The sequence below is a fragment of the Enterococcus sp. DIV1314a genome, from assembly GCF_051713805.1.
GTDB lineage: Bacteria > Bacillota > Bacilli > Lactobacillales > Enterococcaceae > Enterococcus_I > Enterococcus_I aquimarinus.
In genome coordinates, this window is record NZ_JBIOQP010000001.1 from 987,294 (window position 1) to 1,005,000 (window position 17,707).

At 39.7% G+C, this 17,707-nt stretch carries 13 protein-coding genes and 2 rRNA genes (1 of these 15 running past the window's edge); 11 read left to right on the top strand and 4 right to left on the bottom strand.

The genetic code is table 11. The annotated features are described in order from the left end of the window. Window positions 1–63: 63 nt before the first annotated feature. The 9 genes from IGI68_RS04795 to IGI68_RS04835 all read left to right on the top strand — a co-directional run bounded on the left by IGI68_RS04795 (window position 64) and on the right by IGI68_RS04835 (window position 9,211). Entirely contained in the window at window positions 64–1,851 is a 1,788-nt protein-coding gene (locus tag IGI68_RS04795; protein ID WP_438730916.1) for a glycoside hydrolase family 35 protein, read from the top strand. Window positions 1,852–2,035: 184 nt separating this feature from the next. Next, entirely contained in the window at window positions 2,036–2,752 is a 717-nt protein-coding gene (gene rsmG / locus IGI68_RS04800) for a 16S rRNA (guanine(527)-N(7))-methyltransferase RsmG (protein WP_438730919.1), read from the top strand. An 11-nt stretch (window positions 2,753–2,763) separates the two neighbouring features. Beyond that, entirely contained in the window at window positions 2,764–3,528 is a 765-nt protein-coding gene (locus IGI68_RS04805; RefSeq protein WP_071874510.1) for a ParA family protein, read from the top strand. Continuing rightward, window positions 3,518–4,405, top strand: coding sequence for a ParB/RepB/Spo0J family partition protein (locus tag IGI68_RS04810; RefSeq protein WP_071874509.1), 888 nt, complete (start codon window positions 3,518–3,520; stop codon window positions 4,403–4,405). The genes IGI68_RS04805 and IGI68_RS04810 overlap by 11 nt, the downstream gene beginning before the upstream one ends. Before the next feature lie 21 nt (window positions 4,406–4,426). Beyond that, complete coding sequence (locus IGI68_RS04815; protein ID WP_071874508.1) at window positions 4,427–4,606, top strand: DUF951 domain-containing protein; 180 nt, start codon at window positions 4,427–4,429, stop codon at window positions 4,604–4,606. A 17-nt stretch (window positions 4,607–4,623) separates the two neighbouring features. Beyond that, on the top strand, window positions 4,624–5,724 hold the full coding sequence (gene ychF / locus IGI68_RS04820) for a redox-regulated ATPase YchF (protein WP_071874507.1): 1,101 nt from the start codon (window positions 4,624–4,626) through the stop codon (window positions 5,722–5,724). A gap of 53 nt (window positions 5,725–5,777) precedes the next feature. Then, entirely contained in the window at window positions 5,778–6,485 is a 708-nt protein-coding gene (locus IGI68_RS04825; protein WP_071874506.1) for a DUF1129 domain-containing protein, read from the top strand. Window positions 6,486–6,743: 258 nt separating this feature from the next. Beyond that, complete coding sequence (gene guaB, locus IGI68_RS04830; RefSeq protein ID WP_071874505.1) at window positions 6,744–8,228, top strand: IMP dehydrogenase; 1,485 nt, start codon at window positions 6,744–6,746, stop codon at window positions 8,226–8,228. A gap of 245 nt (window positions 8,229–8,473) precedes the next feature. Further along, window positions 8,474–9,211, top strand: a complete 738-nt coding sequence (locus tag IGI68_RS04835) for a GntR family transcriptional regulator (protein WP_071874504.1) — start codon at window positions 8,474–8,476, stop codon at window positions 9,209–9,211. Between the two features lie 115 nt (window positions 9,212–9,326). Here the strand turns inward: IGI68_RS04835 and IGI68_RS04840 are convergent, their stop codons facing one another. From IGI68_RS04840 to IGI68_RS04855, 4 genes are all read right to left on the bottom strand, one after another. Next, window positions 9,327–10,796: a polysaccharide deacetylase family protein gene (locus IGI68_RS04840; protein WP_438730926.1), complete on the bottom strand. Its 1,470-nt coding sequence runs from the start codon at window positions 10,794–10,796 to the stop codon at window positions 9,327–9,329. A gap of 125 nt (window positions 10,797–10,921) precedes the next feature. Beyond that, entirely contained in the window at window positions 10,922–12,199 is a 1,278-nt protein-coding gene (serS, locus tag IGI68_RS04845) for a serine--tRNA ligase (protein ID WP_438730929.1), read from the bottom strand. A gap of 307 nt (window positions 12,200–12,506) precedes the next feature. Continuing rightward, a complete protein-coding gene (locus tag IGI68_RS04850) occupies window positions 12,507–13,691 on the bottom strand; it encodes a sensor histidine kinase (protein ID WP_071874501.1) in 1,185 nt (394 codons plus the stop codon). Then, window positions 13,681–14,370, bottom strand: coding sequence for a response regulator transcription factor (locus IGI68_RS04855; protein ID WP_071874500.1), 690 nt, complete (start codon window positions 14,368–14,370; stop codon window positions 13,681–13,683). The genes IGI68_RS04850 and IGI68_RS04855 overlap by 11 nt, the downstream gene beginning before the upstream one ends. 640 nt (window positions 14,371–15,010) lie before the next feature. Here IGI68_RS04855 and IGI68_RS04860 point away from each other — a divergent pair. Further along, window positions 15,011–16,568: ribosomal RNA gene (locus IGI68_RS04860) — 16S ribosomal RNA — on the top strand. 278 nt (window positions 16,569–16,846) lie between these two features. Further along, window positions 16,847–17,707: ribosomal RNA gene (locus IGI68_RS04865) — 23S ribosomal RNA — on the top strand; it runs 2,054 nt beyond the window's last position. The 16S and 23S rRNA genes sit together here, the layout of an rRNA operon.

Below are 17,707 nucleotides of genomic sequence, written 5' to 3' on the forward strand. Positions count from 1 at the left end.
AAAAGAAGGGGATGAAAACAGTCGCTGTTATCATTCCCTTTTACTAACGAGAGGAGCCTAAAAATGACGACTTTTGAAATAAAAGAAGAATTTATGTTAGATGGAGAGCCATTTAAAATCTTATCGGGAGCCATTCATTATTTTCGAATTCATCCTGATGAGTGGTATCATTCCTTATACAATTTAAAAGCGTTGGGATTTAATACGGTTGAGACGTATGTTCCTTGGAATATGCATGAAAAAGAAGAGGGAACCTTTACATTCACTGGATTTAGTGATGTGGTCTCTTTTATTCAATTAGCGCAAGAAGTTGGGCTATATGTTATTTTACGACCGACTCCGTATATTTGTGCGGAATGGGAATTTGGTGGATTACCGGCATGGTTGCTAGAAAAAAACTGCCGTATTCGTTCCAGTGATCCGGTATTTTTAACCTATGTACGTCGTTATTACGAGGAATTGTTAGAAAAGGTCGTTTCCTTACAAGTGACTCATGGCGGTCCGATTTTGATGATGCAAATTGAAAATGAATATGGTTCATATGGGGAAGATAAGGACTATTTAAAAGCGATTAAGCAAATCATGGAAGATTGTGGTGTCAATGTCCCATTCTTCACTTCAGATGGTTCTTGGCTAGCAACATTACGAGCAGGTAGTATGGTCGAAGAAGGAGTGTTACCGACTGGGAATTTTGGCTCAAAAGGCAAAGCCAATTTTGCAGAATTAAAGAAATTTCACGAATCATATCACAAAAAATGGCCACTGATGTGTATGGAATTTTGGGATGGGTGGTTTAACCGCTGGGGAGAACCCATTGTGACGAGAGAAACGGATGAATTGGTCGAAGCATTAAAAGAAGTGTTGGAAATCGGTAGTGTGAATCTGTATATGTTTCATGGAGGAACAAACTTTGGCTTTATGAATGGCTGTTCAGCTCGTGGAACAAGAGATCTCCCACAGATTACCTCGTATGATTACGGGGCGCCACTGGACGAGCAGGGGAATCCGACTGAAAAATATTATGCGATTCAAAAAATGATTCATGAGTTATTTCCTGAAATCGTTCAGATGGAGCCACTCATTAAAACGAGTTTCGCTTTAGAGAATGTCCCATTGACGAACAAAGTGAGTCTCGTATCCGTGATTGATGAGATCAGTCAAAAAGTAACATCGAAGTATCCGCAAACGATGGAAGAGTTGGGACAAGCATATGGCTATCTTTTTTATCGAACGACCTTGCAAAAAGAGATGGATAATCAGCGATTACGTATCATTGATGGGCGTGACCGTGCGCAAGTTTTTGTAAATGGTGAGCATATTGCGACCCAATACCAAGAACAGATTGGGGAAGATCTCTTTGTTTCTTTGATAGACGAAGAAAATCAATTAGATATTTTAGTTGAGAATATGAGTCGCGTCAATTACGGACATAAATTGTTGGCCGAGACGCAACGCAAAGGGATTCGCCAAGGGGTGATGAGTGATTTGCATTTTATGTTAGAGTGGGATCACTATTGTTTGTCATTTGATAAACCGTTCACGATTGATTTTTCACAAGAGTGGCAAGCGGGGCAACCAGCTTTTTATCAATATCGTTTCACATTAGAAGAATTAGCGGATACGTTTATTAACCTACAAGAGTTTGGTAAAGGGATTGTACTAGTAAATGGCCATCATATTGGACGTTTTTGGCATAAAGGTGCCCAGCAGTCATTGTATATTCCAAAAGGGTTTTTACAGAAAGAAAATGAAGTGATTATTTTTGAAACGGAAGGCAAGTTTGCTGAAACATTACGTTTTACAAAAACGCCGCAATACGACTTAGTAGAAACGTCTTTATATGAAAGATAATGTCTGATAAAACAATCAATCGTCCGCTGTCGATTGATTGTTTTTGTTTCACGTGAAACAATAAAAAAGTCGCGAAATCATCAATAGAAATCGGACTTTCTCTTGCATGATTGCTAAATTTACGTTAAAGTAAGAACGAATCTGTGAAACATTCCCTGTTTCACGAAAAAGAAAGGAAAAAGCGATGCTACCTGAAGAATTTAAACAACAATTACACGAACAAGGCATCGAATTAAGTGCGCAACAAATGCACCAATTCGAAAGCTATTATGAACTACTCGTATCTTGGAACGAAAAAATGAATTTGACGGCAATTACAGAAAAAAAAGAAGTCTATTTAAAGCATTTTTATGATTCCATTACACTAGCACTCGCAGTCGATTTTAATCCCGAAGCCTCTTTATGTGATGTTGGTTCAGGAGCGGGCTTCCCGAGTATTCCGTTAAAAATCATTTTCCCTGACTTAAAAGTCACGATTGTGGACTCTTTGAACAAGCGGATAACCTTTTTAACACACTTAGTGCAATCATTGCAGCTAGAAGGGGTCTCTTTGTTCCATGATCGGGCTGAAACCTTTGGCCAGTCAAAAGAGCAACGGGCTAGCTATGATTACGTGACGGCGCGTGCAGTCGCTCGTTTGAATGTCCTTGCAGAGCTCTGTTTGCCTCTCGTTAAAAAATCAGGCTATTTCTATGCACTAAAAGCGACGAAGAGTGATGAGGAGCTGCAAGAGGCGCAGTCAGCCATTGCTTTATTAGGCGGGAAATTTGTAGAAGATAAAGTGATTCATTTACCCTTAATTGGCGATGAACGTCATATCTTAATGATTGAAAAGAAAAAAGAGACACCAAATAAATACCCAAGAAAACCAGGAATACCAAATAAGCAACCACTAAAATAGGAGGCGTATCCATGGCACGTATTATTTCTGTTGCAAATCAAAAAGGTGGCGTAGGAAAAACGACGACTACTGTTAATCTAGGCGCGAGTCTTGCGTTTGTTGGAAAGAAAATTCTTTTAGTTGATAGTGATGCTCAAGGAAATGCGACGAGTGGAATGGGCATTCGCAAACCAGACGTGACACATGATATTTATGATGTATTAGTCAATGAAGTACCAATTCAAGATGCGATTTACCCAACGTCTCGAGAAAACTTAGATATTGTACCTGCGACGTTACAATTAGCCGGAGCAGAAATTGAATTAACCTCGATGATGGCACGAGAATCCCGTTTAAAGATGGCGTTAAACGAAGTGAAAGATCAATATGACTTTATTCTTATCGATTGTCCACCTTCTTTAGGTCACTTAACCATCAATGCTTTTACAGCAAGTGATTCGATTTTAATTCCCGTCCAATGCGAATATTACGCCTTAGAAGGGTTGAGTCAATTATTAAATACCGTTCGCTTAGTCCAAAAACACTTTAATCCTGAGTTAGAAATCGAAGGTGTTTTATTAACGATGTATGATGCCCGCACGAACTTAGGGGCAGAAGTGGTGGAAGAAGTTCGCCGTTATTTCCAAGAAAAAGTATATGATACGATTATTCCCCGCAATATTCGTTTATCAGAAGCTCCAAGTCATGGGATGTCGATTATTGATTATGATATCCGTTCAAAAGGAGCCGAAGTGTATCAAGCGCTAGCAAAGGAAGTGTTAACTCGTGAAAAATAAAGGGAAAATTTTAGGCAAAGGAATTGACGCTTTATTTCAAGATTTAGCGAGTTTAGAAGAAGTCGATGTCAAAAAAGAATCCGTAATTGAAATTTCATTAAATGAGTTGCGTCCCAATCCTTACCAACCCAGAAAAACATTTGATGAAAACTCCTTAAAGGAATTAGCAAGTTCTATTGCTCATTCAGGAGTGTTTCAACCGATTATTGTGCGTGAATCAGCCGTTAAGGGGTATGAAATTATTGCGGGTGAACGTCGTTTCCGTGCATCTAAATTAGCACAAAAAGAAACGATCCCGGCCATTATTCGTGACTTTGATGAAGAAGCGATGATGCAAGTAGCCGTTTTAGAAAATTTGCAACGAGAAGATTTAAATGCGTTAGAAGAAGCAGAAGCTTACGAAATGCTCATGACGAACTTAAAGTTAACTCAAGCAGAAGTGGCGGCTCGTTTAGGGAAAAGTCGGCCGTATGTCGCAAACTATTTACGGTTGTTGACCTTGCCGAAATTGGTCAAAGAAATGCTACAAGATGATCGGTTATCAATGGGACAAGCACGAACACTTCTAGGTTTAAAAAACAAAGAACAAATGTTAAAATTAGCTAATCGTTGCGTCAAAGAAAATCTAACCGTGCGTCAACTTGAACAGCTAGTTTCTGCGATGAATGATGATAAGTCGAAAAAGAAAGTTTCGCGTATTATTCAAGAAAAACCTTATTATTTACGTGAGAGCGAAGAACAGTTGATGGACAAATTTGGAACAAATGTCGAAATTCATGAGAAAAAAGGCAAAGGGAAGATTGAAATTGAGTATCTTTCCCAAAGTGATTTAACGCGAATTCTCGATTTGTTGAACATTTCTTTTGACGAAGCATAAGCAATAAAGGAGTCGTTTAGAATGTATGATTTTGGCGATATTGTAGAAATGAAAAAACCGCACGCGTGTCAGACGAATCGGTGGGAAATTATTCGAATGGGTGCTGATATCAAAATTAAGTGCGTCAAATGCGGCCAAATGGTCATGATGCCTCGGCGTGAGTTTGAGAAAAAAATGAAGAAGATTTTAGAAAAAGCATAGGAAAGAGTGAAGAAGAGATGGCATTAACAGCAGGAATTGTCGGCTTACCAAATGTAGGGAAATCGACGTTATTCAATGCAATTACGAAAGCAGGAGTCGAAGCAGCAAATTATCCATTTGCGACGATTGATCCCAATGTAGGAATGGTAGAAGTGCCAGATAGCCGCCTACAACGTTTAACAGAATTAGTGAAACCAAAGAAGACAGTCCCAACAACATTTGAATTTACGGATATTGCCGGAATTGTGAAGGGTGCGAGTAAAGGGGAAGGACTAGGAAATCAATTTCTTAGCCATATTCGCCAAGTCGATGCGATTTGTCATGTCGTTCGCTGTTTTGATGATGACAATATTACGCACGTTGAAGGACGGGTTAATCCATTAGAAGACATTGATACGATTAATTTAGAATTAGTCTTAGCCGATTTAGATTCTATTACGAAACGGCATCAACGAGTTGCTAAAATGGCGAAAGCCAGAGACAAAGATATTTTAGCAGAGCTTGCGGTTTTAGAAAAAATCAAACCTGTTTTGGAAGAAGGACACTCTGCGCGCTCCATTGAATTTACCGAAGACGAAGAAAAAATTGTCAGAGGGTTGTTTTTATTAACGACAAAACCTGTTTTGTACGTAGCAAACGTTGGGGAAGATGAAGTGGCAGATGCAGACAGCAATCCATACGTTCAACAAGTCCGTGAATTTGCAGCGAGCGAAAATGCGGAAGTCATTGTTGTTTGTGCCCGTGCGGAAGAAGAAATTGCTGAACTTGATGAAGAAGACAAAGCCGATTTCTTAGAAGCCCTAGGGATTGAAGAATCTGGCTTAGATCAATTGATTCGTGCAGCCTATGATTTACTAGGATTGGCAACATACTTTACGGCAGGTGAGCAAGAAGTTCGTGCTTGGACGTTTACCAAAGGCATCAAAGCACCTCAAGCAGCCGGTATTATTCACTCCGATTTTGAAAAAGGATTCATTCGTGCCGAAACTGTTTCTTTTGAAGACTTAAGTGAGTATGGTTCAATGCAAGCAGCGAAAGAAGCCGGACGTGTTCGTTTAGAAGGAAAAGAGTACATCGTGAAAGACGGCGATGTTATGCTGTTTCGTTTTAACGTCTAATCATAAAACAAGAATCAACTAAGCGTCAAAGGCAAAGAAGGGGGCAATCGAGAATGGATCCAGAAATAGTACGAAATTACGTCGCTGAAAATCGGGCGTTAGAACAAGAATTAACGAAGAAAAATCAACAATATATTTTTGACTTAAAAAAATCGTTAGCAGCAGCGAATTTATCGGAAGAAGAAAAAGCCGTGGCGTTACATGATATGTTACCGCTACTAGTGCAAGAACAAAAAACAGGTCGGACGGCACGTCAGTTATTTGGGACAGTTTCTGAAAGAACCGAAGCCATTTTGAATAAACCAGAAGAAGTCAAAGAGACGAAACCAGTGTTTATGTGGTTGGATAATGCCTTATTGATTTTAGGGGTATTTGGTTTAATGCTTGGCACAATGGGATTGTTTTTCAGAAATAGCGTTGAAGTTTACGGTTTAATCACGTTGTTCCTCATGGCAGGATTTGGGGGCTGGGTCTTTTATTTGATGTACAAATATGTGTATCAATATGAACGACCAGGTGCTGATAAGAGCAAGCGGCCAAAATTATGGAAGATTTTATTGATTTTAGGAGGCGCGTTTTTAGCTTGGGTCTTAATTATTGGAGTCTCAGCACTCATCCCACCATTTATTAATATTATCTTACCACCATTAGGCTTAGTGATTGTCGGTGGTTCAGCACTAGGAATTCGTTATTATTTAAAGAAAAAATATAATATCGTTGGTAGTTTAGCTTTACCAAGAGCAGATGTTCCTAAAAAATAGTCGATGACTAAACATCTACACTGCGAATATCGAATATTATGTTAACGAGAATCTCCCGAAATAAGCAACCTTTGCTTACTTTGGGAGGTTTTTTTGGTTTTTAAATCCATCAATCGTTCACGTGTTGATAAGCATTATTATCGGCAGTTTCCGAATGATTTAATGAGTAAGTTTTAATGTTCTGATTGGATAGTTGACTTCTGAATAAAATTTTGCTATTTTGATTAGCAACACAAAAAACGAGGAGTGGTTACGAAAATGTCCAACTGGGAAACAAAATTCGCAAAAAAAGGATTAACGTTTGATGATGTCTTATTAGTACCAGCAGAAAGTCACGTATTACCAAATGATGTTGATTTAAGTATTCAATTAGCAAAAAATATCAAATTAAATATTCCAATTATGAGTGCCAGTATGGATACCGTAACAGATAGCAAGATGGCGATTGCGATGGCGCGCCAGGGTGGTTTAGGCGTCATTCATAAAAATATGAGTGTGGCAGAACAAGCGGATGAAGTTCGGAAAGTTAAACGTTCTGAGAGCGGTGTGATTATTGATCCATTCTTCTTAACACCGGATCATTTAGTTGCCGATGCTGAAAAATTAATGGCTAATTATCGTATTAGTGGTGTACCAATTGTTGAAACGCTCGAAAACCGTAAATTAGTTGGGATTATTACAAACCGCGATGTACGTTTTGTGACCGATTATCATATTCCAATTTCAGAAGTGATGACAAAAGAACACTTAGTCACAGCGCCAATCGGTACGTCGCTGAAAGATGCTGAAAAGATTTTACAAAAACATAAAATTGAAAAACTCCCAATTGTGGATGAGGCAGGACGTCTAAGTGGTTTAATTACCATTAAAGATATTGAAAAAGTAATTGAATTCCCGAATGCTGCCAAAGATGAACATGGACGCTTATTAGTTGCTGCCGCAGTCGGTGTGACAAGTGATACGTTTGAGCGAGCAGAAGCCTTACTCGAAGCAGGAGCAGACGCGATTATTATCGATACAGCTCATGGTCATAGTGCAGGAGTCTTACGGAAAATTTCCGAGATTCGTGCGCAATTCCCACAAGCCACGTTAATTGCAGGAAATGTTGCGACAGCTTCTGGAACGAAAGCTCTTTACGATGCCGGAGTAGATGTCGTAAAAGTCGGAATTGGACCAGGTTCTATTTGTACGACCCGTGTAGTAGCAGGAGTTGGTGTGCCTCAATTAACAGCGATTTATGACGCGGCATCTGTGGCTCGTAAATATGGCAAAACGATTATTGCAGACGGTGGGATTAAATACTCAGGTGATATCGTAAAAGCATTAGCTGCGGGTGGTCATGCTGTCATGCTAGGTAGTATGTTAGCAGGAACGGATGAATCACCAGGTGAGTTCGAAATCTATCAAGGTCGTCGTTTTAAAACGTATCGTGGGATGGGTTCATTAGGCGCGATGGAAAAAGGCTCAAGTGATCGTTACTTCCAAAGTGGCGTTAACGAAGCGAATAAGTTAGTCCCTGAAGGAATCGAAGGTCGAGTTGCTTATAAAGGTAGCGCGGCGGATATCTTATTCCAAATGATTGGTGGTTTACGCTCAGGAATGGGTTATGTAGGAGCAGGTGATTTAGAACAGTTACGCGAAGAAGCTCAATTTATTCAAATGAGTGGCAACGGTCTAAAAGAATCGCATCCACATGATGTTCAAATTACAAAAGAAGCACCAAACTATTCAGTAAAATCGTAAGAAAAAACCAAGGTGTGACAACAGTCGTTTTTCTCTGAGAAACTGGCGATACATTCGAACAATTGATTCTTTTGATTGTTCGAATGTATCGAAGTTTTTCGAAAGAGTAGACTGTTGTCACACCTTTTTCTGATGCCTATCATTAAACGATTCCTATCTTTTTCTTGATTGACAATTCATCGTTTTAATAGTAATCTTACGATGTGGTAGTAACCAGTTTGAGAGTGAAAAAGAGGTGAGTCGAAATGGAAAAAGGGATGATTAAACAACCTTTATATAATCAATTAGTTGATTTATTAAAAGAAAAGATTGAAATGGAAATGGAAGCCAATGACATGTTACCCTCCGAACGAGAGTTAACCAACCGTTATGGGTTAAGTCGTACAACCGTCCGTTTAGCACTGCAAGAATTAGAAAAACAAGGCTATATTTATCGTCAACATGGCAAAGGCACGTTTGTTTCAGATCTAAGTAAGCAAGTGACGAATTTATCGGGCTCGTATAGTTTCACAGAGCAAATGCGCTCCTTAGGTAAAACACCTGAAACAAAAATTTTAGAATTTGAAGTGGTAGAAGCCAATAAATATCTGGCTGGCCGATTGGGTGTATCGTTAGGTGAAAAATTACTTAAGTTAAAACGTTTGCGTTTGGCAGATGGACAACCGATGATGTTAGAACGCTCTTATTTACCAGCTAAAAAATTTTTGACGCTGACAAGGGAATTACTGGAGCAAAAACCGCTCTATGATTTATTTTCCCAAGAATTTAATCAAACGATTCGCGTAGCAAATGAAGAGTTTTTTGCTACGATCGCTAAGTCAAAAGATGCGAGACAATTGCAAATTATTGAAGGATCTCCTGTCTTAAGTTTAAGACGGACAACGTATAATACGGAAAATGAAATTATCGAATTCACGTTAAGTGTCGCGCGTGCCGATCAATTTCGTTATCGGATTGCTCATGTACGAACACCTGAAAATTAGTCTATTTCCATTAGTCAATAAAAACTATTTTGATCAATTTATCATAATAGCTATCACAAAAACCCTCAGGAATATTTTTCCTGAGGGTTTTGTTTGATTATGAATGACTTATCTATCAAATTTTACGAAAATCATGACGACTAAAATATTGATATAAGGGACGGATATTTGATTCCATCAATTCCTCGGCCGTGACGAATTGGTATCCTTGCTCTCTAAGATTATCAATGATTCGTGGTAGTGCATCAACAGTAGAAGGCTGAATGTCGTGCATTAAGACAATACCACCTTCAGAAGCTGTTTGATCAATCATCTGAATGGTTGCATTTTTTTGTTTCGAATGCCAATCCATTGAATCAATATTCCATTGAATAATCGGTTTACCAATGATCGCTGCCACATCGGCATTTACGGCTCCATAAGGTGGTCTAAATGTTCGTGGTAAAACGCCGGTTGCTTCAAAAATGGCGCGATCGGTTTGCTGGACTTCTTTTTCAATCGCTTCTTTTGAAAGATTTGTCAAAAGTGGGTGAGAGTAGGAATGACTACCGACTTCATGACCTTCTTCATGCATTCTTTTCACTAGATCAGGATGCTTTTTCGCATTTTGACCAAGTAAAAAGAACGTAGCTTTGACGTTTTTTTCTTGTAAAACATCTAAAACGTTAGTTGTGGTATGCGGCATAGGGCCATCATCAAAAGTTAACACAATATATTTTTGATTAGGATCTAGTCCCGTTGCTTCTTCATTTAAGAATGCGGGATTGACTAATTCTTTTTGAATAAACGGTTGGATCTGTTGATACGATAGTGTGATTTCAGTAACGCCGGTTTCATTTTCGGGAAGTACAACGTGTAGAGCATCGGGTTGATACGTCATTTTTGTTTCCCAATTAATTCGAGGTAAATTTAACACTGCGTCAATCACATCATTTGGATTTTCAGCATCATCTAAAATTTGTTGTTGAATCACTTGTTGGATACCAAGTAGATTGGCGTCTTCGACAATTAATTCCTGAATCGTAACAGCTTGTTCCGTTTTTTGATTGATGTAAGTAGGCTCATCTTCAACGGTCCCGATATTTTTAAAAGTAGTAGTATCGACTTGCCATTGATACGTATCAACCATCACACTATAAGAAGCCAATTTCTCCGTATAGTTTTCGTAACCAATCCTGCCGATGAGGATTGTGTGTTGGTTTCCTTTATATTTTTTCGCGGCTTGATTCATTAAGGTAGACATTCTTTCTTCGATGTTCTCAATAGGTAAGCTATCTTTTTCTTTTGGGATATAAGTGACTTTAGTCAGATTATTTTTTTCAGTAATCATTTCGTTCGTTTCAAAACCGCTTTGTGTTTGTCTTTGTTGATTTTTTTTCAGTATTTCTTGTGTTTCGGACGCAATTTTTTCATTCATTCGTTGTTGTTCTAAGAAGTATAACAGGCCAAGACCTGAGCCAATGATGATGGCTGTTAATAGGGAGAAGAAAACAAAACGCGAATACATTTTTTTTGATTGTTTTTTTTGTTGAAGTTGTCGTCGTTCACTCCTATTAGTCGCAGGAGTTATTTTTTTATCGATCACTCTAAGCACCTCTAACATCATTATTCTTAATATTAATAATAATGTAACACTTTTGTAATATAAGCTCAATAAAAAAAGATTAATCTTCGTATAAGAATTTCCTTATACAAAGATTAATCGGATGATTATATTTTTTCGATACGTGTGATGCCACCCATATACGGAACAAGGACCTCAGGCACGGTAACCGTTCCATCGGCATTTTGATAGTTTTCTAAAACAGCTGCAACGGTTCTACCTACTGCTAAACCAGAGCCGTTTAAAGTATGAGCGTAGTGAATTTTCCCTTGATCATCACGGTAGCGAATCATCGCCCGGCGTGCTTGGAAATCTTCACAGTTCGAACAAGAGCTAATTTCACGGAAAGTATCTTGTGCTGGAATCCATACTTCTAAATCATACGTTTTCGCAGCTGAAAAACCCATATCTCCGGTGCATAATGTTAAAACGCGATAAGGTAATTGTAATTTTTGCAAAATACTCTCGGCGTCGGCGGTCATTTGCTCTAAGGCTTCATAAGAATGTTCCCGATCGCTGAATTTAACCATTTCTACTTTATTGAACTGATGAAGACGGATTAAACCACGAGTATCGCGACCAGCGCTTCCTGCTTCTGAACGAAAAGCGGGACTCAAGGCAGTTAAAGAAATCGGTAGCGAATCTTGTTCTAAAATTTCTTGACTATAGTAATTCGTTAACGGTACTTCAGCGGTTGGAATTAAAGTGAAATCAGTATCCGCCAATTGGAAAACATCTTCTTTAAATTTCGGGAATTGTCCTGTACCAAACATTGATTGGCTATTAACGATATAGGGCGTCATCATTTCAGTGTAGCCATGCTCGTAAATATGTTGATCTAACATGAAGTTATATAATGCCCGTTCGAGACGAGCACCTAAGCCTTTGTAGAACACAAAACGGCTACCAGTAACTTTTGCGCCGCGCTCAAAGTCTAAAATCCCTAAGTCTTCCGCAATTTCCCAGTGTGGTTTAGCCTCAAAATCCAATTCTCCGGGAGTACCCCAACGACGTACTTCAATGTTGTCTTCTTCATCTTTTCCAACCGGCACGCTTTCATGTGCTAAATTTGGTAAGGTAGTAGCAATTGCTTGTAACTCATCATCAATCGCTTGCAAACGAGTATCTAAGTCTTTGATTTGCTCACCGACTGCTTTCATTTCGGTAATTTTATCCGTCGCATCGACTTTTTCCCGTTTTAACGTCGCAATCGCACCAGAGACCTCATTGCGATATTTTTTCAGTTCTTCTGTTTGTACAAGCAACTCGCGACGCTTTTCATCAAGTGCTAAAAAGTGGATCAATACTTCAGGGGCCACACCACGCGCGATTAACTTTTGCTCGACAAGTTCCATATTTTGGCGAATCATTTTGATGTCTAACATTTTATTTTTCCTCCTCAAATTAGTAAATAAAATAAAAAAAACTATTCCATCCCTCGCTATAGCTTGGGACGAAATAGATTATTCGCGGTACCACCCAAGTTCGACAATTTGCCGCCCTTGTTTTTCTCGTAACCTGAGAAGTAGGTCTTTCTTTCAAAAGAAGCATGATAAGAATTGGATTCGGTCTTGTTCTATACTGATTTTCACCAACCATCAGCTCTCTATTGAAATAGAAACACTACGTACTAGATTCTCTGCTTGAATATTCATTTTATTTGCTTTAGCATAGCGGAAAACGGCTCTTTCGTCAACTATTCTCTGATTTTTTTGTACGTTTCACATGACTAAGTGGTAAATGGATGATAAAGGATGTCCAATCTTGATTTGATTGGGCATAAATGTAACCGCCATGTAACGCAATAATGCTTTGTGAAATGGCAAGCCCTAAGCCAGTACCACCCGTTTCTTGTGATCGTGACTCTTCCACACGGTAAAAGCGATTGAAAAGAGAATCTAAGGAATGCTTAGGGATCATCTTCCCATTGTTTTTCACACGAATAATCGCCTCAGTTCCGACTTTTTCAATCTCAATCAAGATTAGAGTAGCTCCTTTACCATACTTCAACGCATTTGTAATTAAATTGTTAAACACCCGAACTAATTTATCCGTGTCACCATCCATTAATAACTGTGGCGCACTGGTCACTACTTGAATGTCAATTCCCTTCCGACTGGCTTCTAATTCAAATTCAATGGCGAGTTGTTCCAAAAGTTGTACCATATCAAAGTTCATTGTATGAATCGGAACACCAGGTTGGCGAACTTTGGTATATTCGAATAAATCTTCCACTAAAGAAGTCATTTGTTTAGCTTTTACATAAGCGGTATGAGTGTATTTTAATAGATCTTCTTCAGAACGATATTGTCGATCTTCAATTAACCCAAGATAACCAATAATAGATGTTAAAGGTGTGCGGATATCATGGCTCACATTTGTAATTAATTCATCCTTCGATTGTTCAATCCGACGCTCTTCTTCAATGGCTGCGACCGTACTGTCGACGAGACCGTTAATACTCGTGACAATCCGACTTAAATCACCACTAAGTTCAAATGGGATACGGTGATCATAATTCCCGCTGGCAATGTAATGCAGCTCAGTAATAATATGCCGTAATTGCATTTGACGGTAACGACGAATTAAGCGCCAATATAAAATTAAAGTATCAAGAATAATAAAGAGAGGAATGACTAAATTTCTACCACTTAAAAAAATTGTCGAATCAAAATTTCGCACAAAACTATTTCGCGTTTCAAAAATAGCATCATTTAATGAAGGAAAATGATTCACAATCGAAGAAAAGATGACAATAATCGCAATGTTAAGTAAAATTAACAAAACAATTGTGACGATTGCTTCTGCAAAAAGTTCACTAATCTCCTTTGAGGTCAATGTGATTCGTTTTCGTTTTTCTATTTTGTTATTTGGCATCTATTTTATATCCAACTCCCCAAACGGTTTGAATGATTTTTTCGCCACCAGTAGCTTCTTCTATCTTATCTCTCAAATGACTCACGTGAACCATCACTGTTTTTGCGGAAACGACACTTTCTTGTTTCCATACCCGTTCAAAAATTTCATCGGCACTAAACACACGATTTGGATGAGACGCTAGAAGATAAAGAATTCCAAATTCTAATGCAGTCAGTTGAATATCTCCGCCATCCAATGTTTTTACTTCATGAGAATCACGATTAATAATTAATGATCGAACTTCTAAAATATCGGGTTGTTCACTGGCAGCAGTCATCTTTGTCCGACGTAATAACGATTTGACCCGAGCCATGACTTCAAGTGGATTAAATGGTTTTGTAATATAATCATCTGCGCCTGCAACCAGCCCTTTAATTTTATCCATATCAGTTGTTTTTGCTGTTAACATAATAATTGGAATTTGTGATTCTTTACGAAGCGCTTTAACAACTTGCATGCCATCTAATTCAGGCATCATGATATCTAAAATTAATAAACCGATATCGGGTGTTGAACGAACGTATTCCATGGCTTCTTTGCCATCGTAAGCTTTTACTGCTTCGTATCCTTCATTATGAAGATAAATACTAATTAACTCTACAATTTCTTTATCATCATCTGCTACTAATATTTTCATAAGACAACCTCCTAATAGTTTTATCTAACCCTATATTATCAAAAAAATGAATAAATAGATAAAATAACTATCAATCTTTAGATAATATAAGAAATTAAAAGAAAAAACAAAGGACAAACGAGCAAATTAACGAACGTTATTTGCTTTTAGAAGGATATAAGGGTTTATTTTACGGATAATAACGGATGAAAACGAAGTGGTTGATAGAAGAAAGGGCTCTAAATAGAAACGTTGATTTATCAACGTTCTAGCTATTGACTCGGCTGTAGAAAATTGGTATATTATTAACTGTTGAAGCAAGACGTATAAATATAGAACTGTAGCGTATCACTTTTAAAAAGAAAGATAAAAAAACAATTGACAAATAACAATGTTATTTGTTAGTATATAAAAGTTGCTGATAGCACAGCAGATAAAAAACTTTTATTAAATATTAAAAAGTTGTTGACATTAATCTGTTAAGGTGATAATATATAAAGGTTGCTAAAACAACGAAACGTAGACCTTTGAAAACTGAACAAAGCAAGCAAAACGAACCAAAAGTGTAGGACGCTTCTATTTAGATAGAAGTGAACATTACAAGCAAGCAATTTAGCTAGCAAAATTTTTGAGCTTAACAATCGAAAGATTGTTTCAACTTTTTAATGAGAGTTTGATCCTGGCTCAGGACGAACGCTGGCGGCGTGCCTAATACATGCAAGTCGAACGCTTCTTTTTCATCGAACTTCGGTTCACCGGAAAAGAAGAGTGGCGAACGGGTGAGTAACACGTGGGTAACCTACCCATCAGCGGGGGATAACACTTGGAAACAGGTGCTAATACCGCATAATCTTTTTCTCCGCCTGGAGAGAAAGTGAAAGGCGCTTTTGCGTCACTGATGGATGGACCCGCGCTGCATTAGCTAGTTGGTGAGGTAACGGCTCACCAAGGCCACGATGCATAGCCGACCTGAGAGGGTGATCGGCCACACTGGGACTGAGACACGGCCCAGACTCCTACGGGAGGCAGCAGTAGGGAATCTTCGGCAATGGACGAAAGTCTGACCGAGCAACGCCGCGTGAGTGAAGAAGGTTTTCGGATCGTAAAACTCTGTTGTTAGAGAAGAATAAGGATGAGAGTAAAAAGTTCATCCCTTGACGGTATCTAACCAGAAAGCCACGGCTAACTACGTGCCAGCAGCCGCGGTAATACGTAGGTGGCAAGCGTTGTCCGGATTTATTGGGCGTAAAGCGAGCGCAGGCGGTTTCTTAAGTCTGATGTGAAAGCCCCCGGCTTAACCGGGGAGGGTCATTGGAAACTGAGGAACTTGAGTGCAGAAGAGGAGAGTGGAATTCCATGTGTAGCGGTGAAATGCGTAGATATATGGAGGAACACCAGTGGCGAAGGCGACTCTCTGGTCTGTAACTGACGCTGAGGCTCGAAAGCGTGGGGAGCAAACAGGATTAGATACCCTGGTAGTCCACGCCGTAAACGATGAGTGCTAAGTGTTGGAGGGTTTCCGCCCTTCAGTGCTGCAGCTAACGCATTAAGCACTCCGCCTGGGGAGTACGGTCGCAAGACTGAAACTCAAAGGAATTGACGGGGGCCCGCACAAGCGGTGGAGCATGTGGTTTAATTCGAAGCAACGCGAAGAACCTTACCAGGTCTTGACATCCTTTGACCACTCTAGAGATAGAGCTTTCCCTTCGGGGACAAAGTGACAGGTGGTGCATGGTTGTCGTCAGCTCGTGTCGTGAGATGTTGGGTTAAGTCCCGCAACGAGCGCAACCCTTATTGTTAGTTGCCATCATTTAGTTGGGCACTCTAGCGAGACTGCCGGTGACAAACCGGAGGAAGGTGGGGATGACGTCAAATCATCATGCCCCTTATGACCTGGGCTACACACGTGCTACAATGGGAGGTACAACGAGTCGCCAAGCCGCGAGGCTGAGCTAATCTCTTAAAACCTCTCTCAGTTCGGATTGTAGGCTGCAACTCGCCTACATGAAGCCGGAATCGCTAGTAATCGCGGATCAGCATGCCGCGGTGAATACGTTCCCGGGCCTTGTACACACCGCCCGTCACACCACGAAAGTTTGTAACACCCGAAGTCGATGAGGTAACCTTTTTGGAGCCAGTCGCCTAAGGTGGGATAGATGATTGGGGTGAAGTCGTAACAAGGTAGCCGTATCGGAAGGTGCGGCTGGATCACCTCCTTTCTAAGGAATTTGTTTGACGCAATGATGTTTCATCATTTGCTAATCAAACATCACGGAAACTACACATCGTTTGCTCTTTGTTCAGTTTTGAGAGGTTTACTCTCAATTTAATTGTATTTTGCTCATTGAAAACTGGATATTGAAGAAAAGAAATATAACAAACCAAGAACATTGTGTTGGATGATTGTTACATGATTCCAATTACTTTATTTATTTTATCTTTGATCGCGTTTCTATCGCTAGAAACAACGTCAAAAACCCAACCGTAAGGTTGAGAAGGTTAAGTGAATAAGGGCGCATGGTGGATGCCTTGGCACTAGAAGCCGATGAAGGACGGGACGAACACCGATATGCTTTGGGGAGCTGTACGTAAGCTTTGATCCAGAGATTTCCGAATGGGGAAACCCAACATCTTTTATAGGATGTTACTTTTCAGTGAATACATAGCTGATTAGAGGTAGACGCAGAGAACTGAAACATCTAAGTACCTGCAGGAAGAGAAAGAAAATTCGATTCCCTTAGTAGCGGCGAGCGAAACGGGAACAGCCCAAACCAACAAGCTTGCTTGTTGGGGTTGTAGGACTCCGATATGGTAGTTTTTTCAGATAGTCGAAGGATTTGGAAAAGTCCGTCAAAGAGGGTAAAAACCCCGTAGACGAAATTTGAAAAGCACCTAGGAGGATCCTGAGTACGGCGGAACACGAGGAATTCCGTCGGAATCCGGGAGGACCATCTCCCAAGGCTAAATACTCTCTAGTGACCGATAGTGAACCAGTACCGTGAGGGAAAGGTGAAAAGCACCCCGGAAGGGGAGTGAAATAGATCCTGAAACCATGTGCCTACAACAAGTTAGAGCCCGTTAATGGGTGATAGCGTGCCTTTTGTAGAATGAACCGGCGAGTTACGATTATCTGCGAGGTTAAGTCGAAGAGACGGAGCCGTAGCGAAAGCGAGTCTGAATAGGGCGAATGAGTAGGTGGTCGTAGACCCGAAACCAAGTGATCTACCCATGTCCAGGTTGAAGGTGCGGTAAAACGCACTGGAGGACCGAACCCACGTATGTTGAAAAATGCGGGGATGAGGTGTGGGTAGCGGAGAAATTCCAAACGAACTTGGAGATAGCTGGTTCTCTCCGAAAT

What these genes read in the sequence shown, in the direction of transcription:
- IGI68_RS04795 (WP_438730916.1), top strand. Translation starts at nt 64, where the DNA reads ATGACGACTTTTGAAATAAAAGAAGAATTTATGTTAGATGGAGAGCCA.
- rsmG (WP_438730919.1), top strand. Translation starts at nt 2,036, where the DNA reads ATGCTACCTGAAGAATTTAAACAACAATTACACGAACAAGGCATCGAA.
- IGI68_RS04805 (WP_071874510.1), top strand. Translation starts at nt 2,764, where the DNA reads ATGGCACGTATTATTTCTGTTGCAAATCAAAAAGGTGGCGTAGGAAAA.
- IGI68_RS04815 (WP_071874508.1), top strand. Translation starts at nt 4,427, where the DNA reads ATGTATGATTTTGGCGATATTGTAGAAATGAAAAAACCGCACGCGTGT.
- ychF (WP_071874507.1), top strand. Translation starts at nt 4,624, where the DNA reads ATGGCATTAACAGCAGGAATTGTCGGCTTACCAAATGTAGGGAAATCG.
- IGI68_RS04825 (WP_071874506.1), top strand. Translation starts at nt 5,778, where the DNA reads ATGGATCCAGAAATAGTACGAAATTACGTCGCTGAAAATCGGGCGTTA.
- guaB (WP_071874505.1), top strand. Translation starts at nt 6,744, where the DNA reads ATGTCCAACTGGGAAACAAAATTCGCAAAAAAAGGATTAACGTTTGAT.
- IGI68_RS04835 (WP_071874504.1), top strand. Translation starts at nt 8,474, where the DNA reads ATGGAAAAAGGGATGATTAAACAACCTTTATATAATCAATTAGTTGAT.
- serS (WP_438730929.1), bottom strand. Translation starts at nt 12,199, where the DNA reads ATGTTAGACATCAAAATGATTCGCCAAAATATGGAACTTGTCGAGCAA.
- IGI68_RS04850 (WP_071874501.1), bottom strand. Translation starts at nt 13,691, where the DNA reads ATGCCAAATAACAAAATAGAAAAACGAAAACGAATCACATTGACCTCA.
- IGI68_RS04855 (WP_071874500.1), bottom strand. Translation starts at nt 14,370, where the DNA reads ATGAAAATATTAGTAGCAGATGATGATAAAGAAATTGTAGAGTTAATT.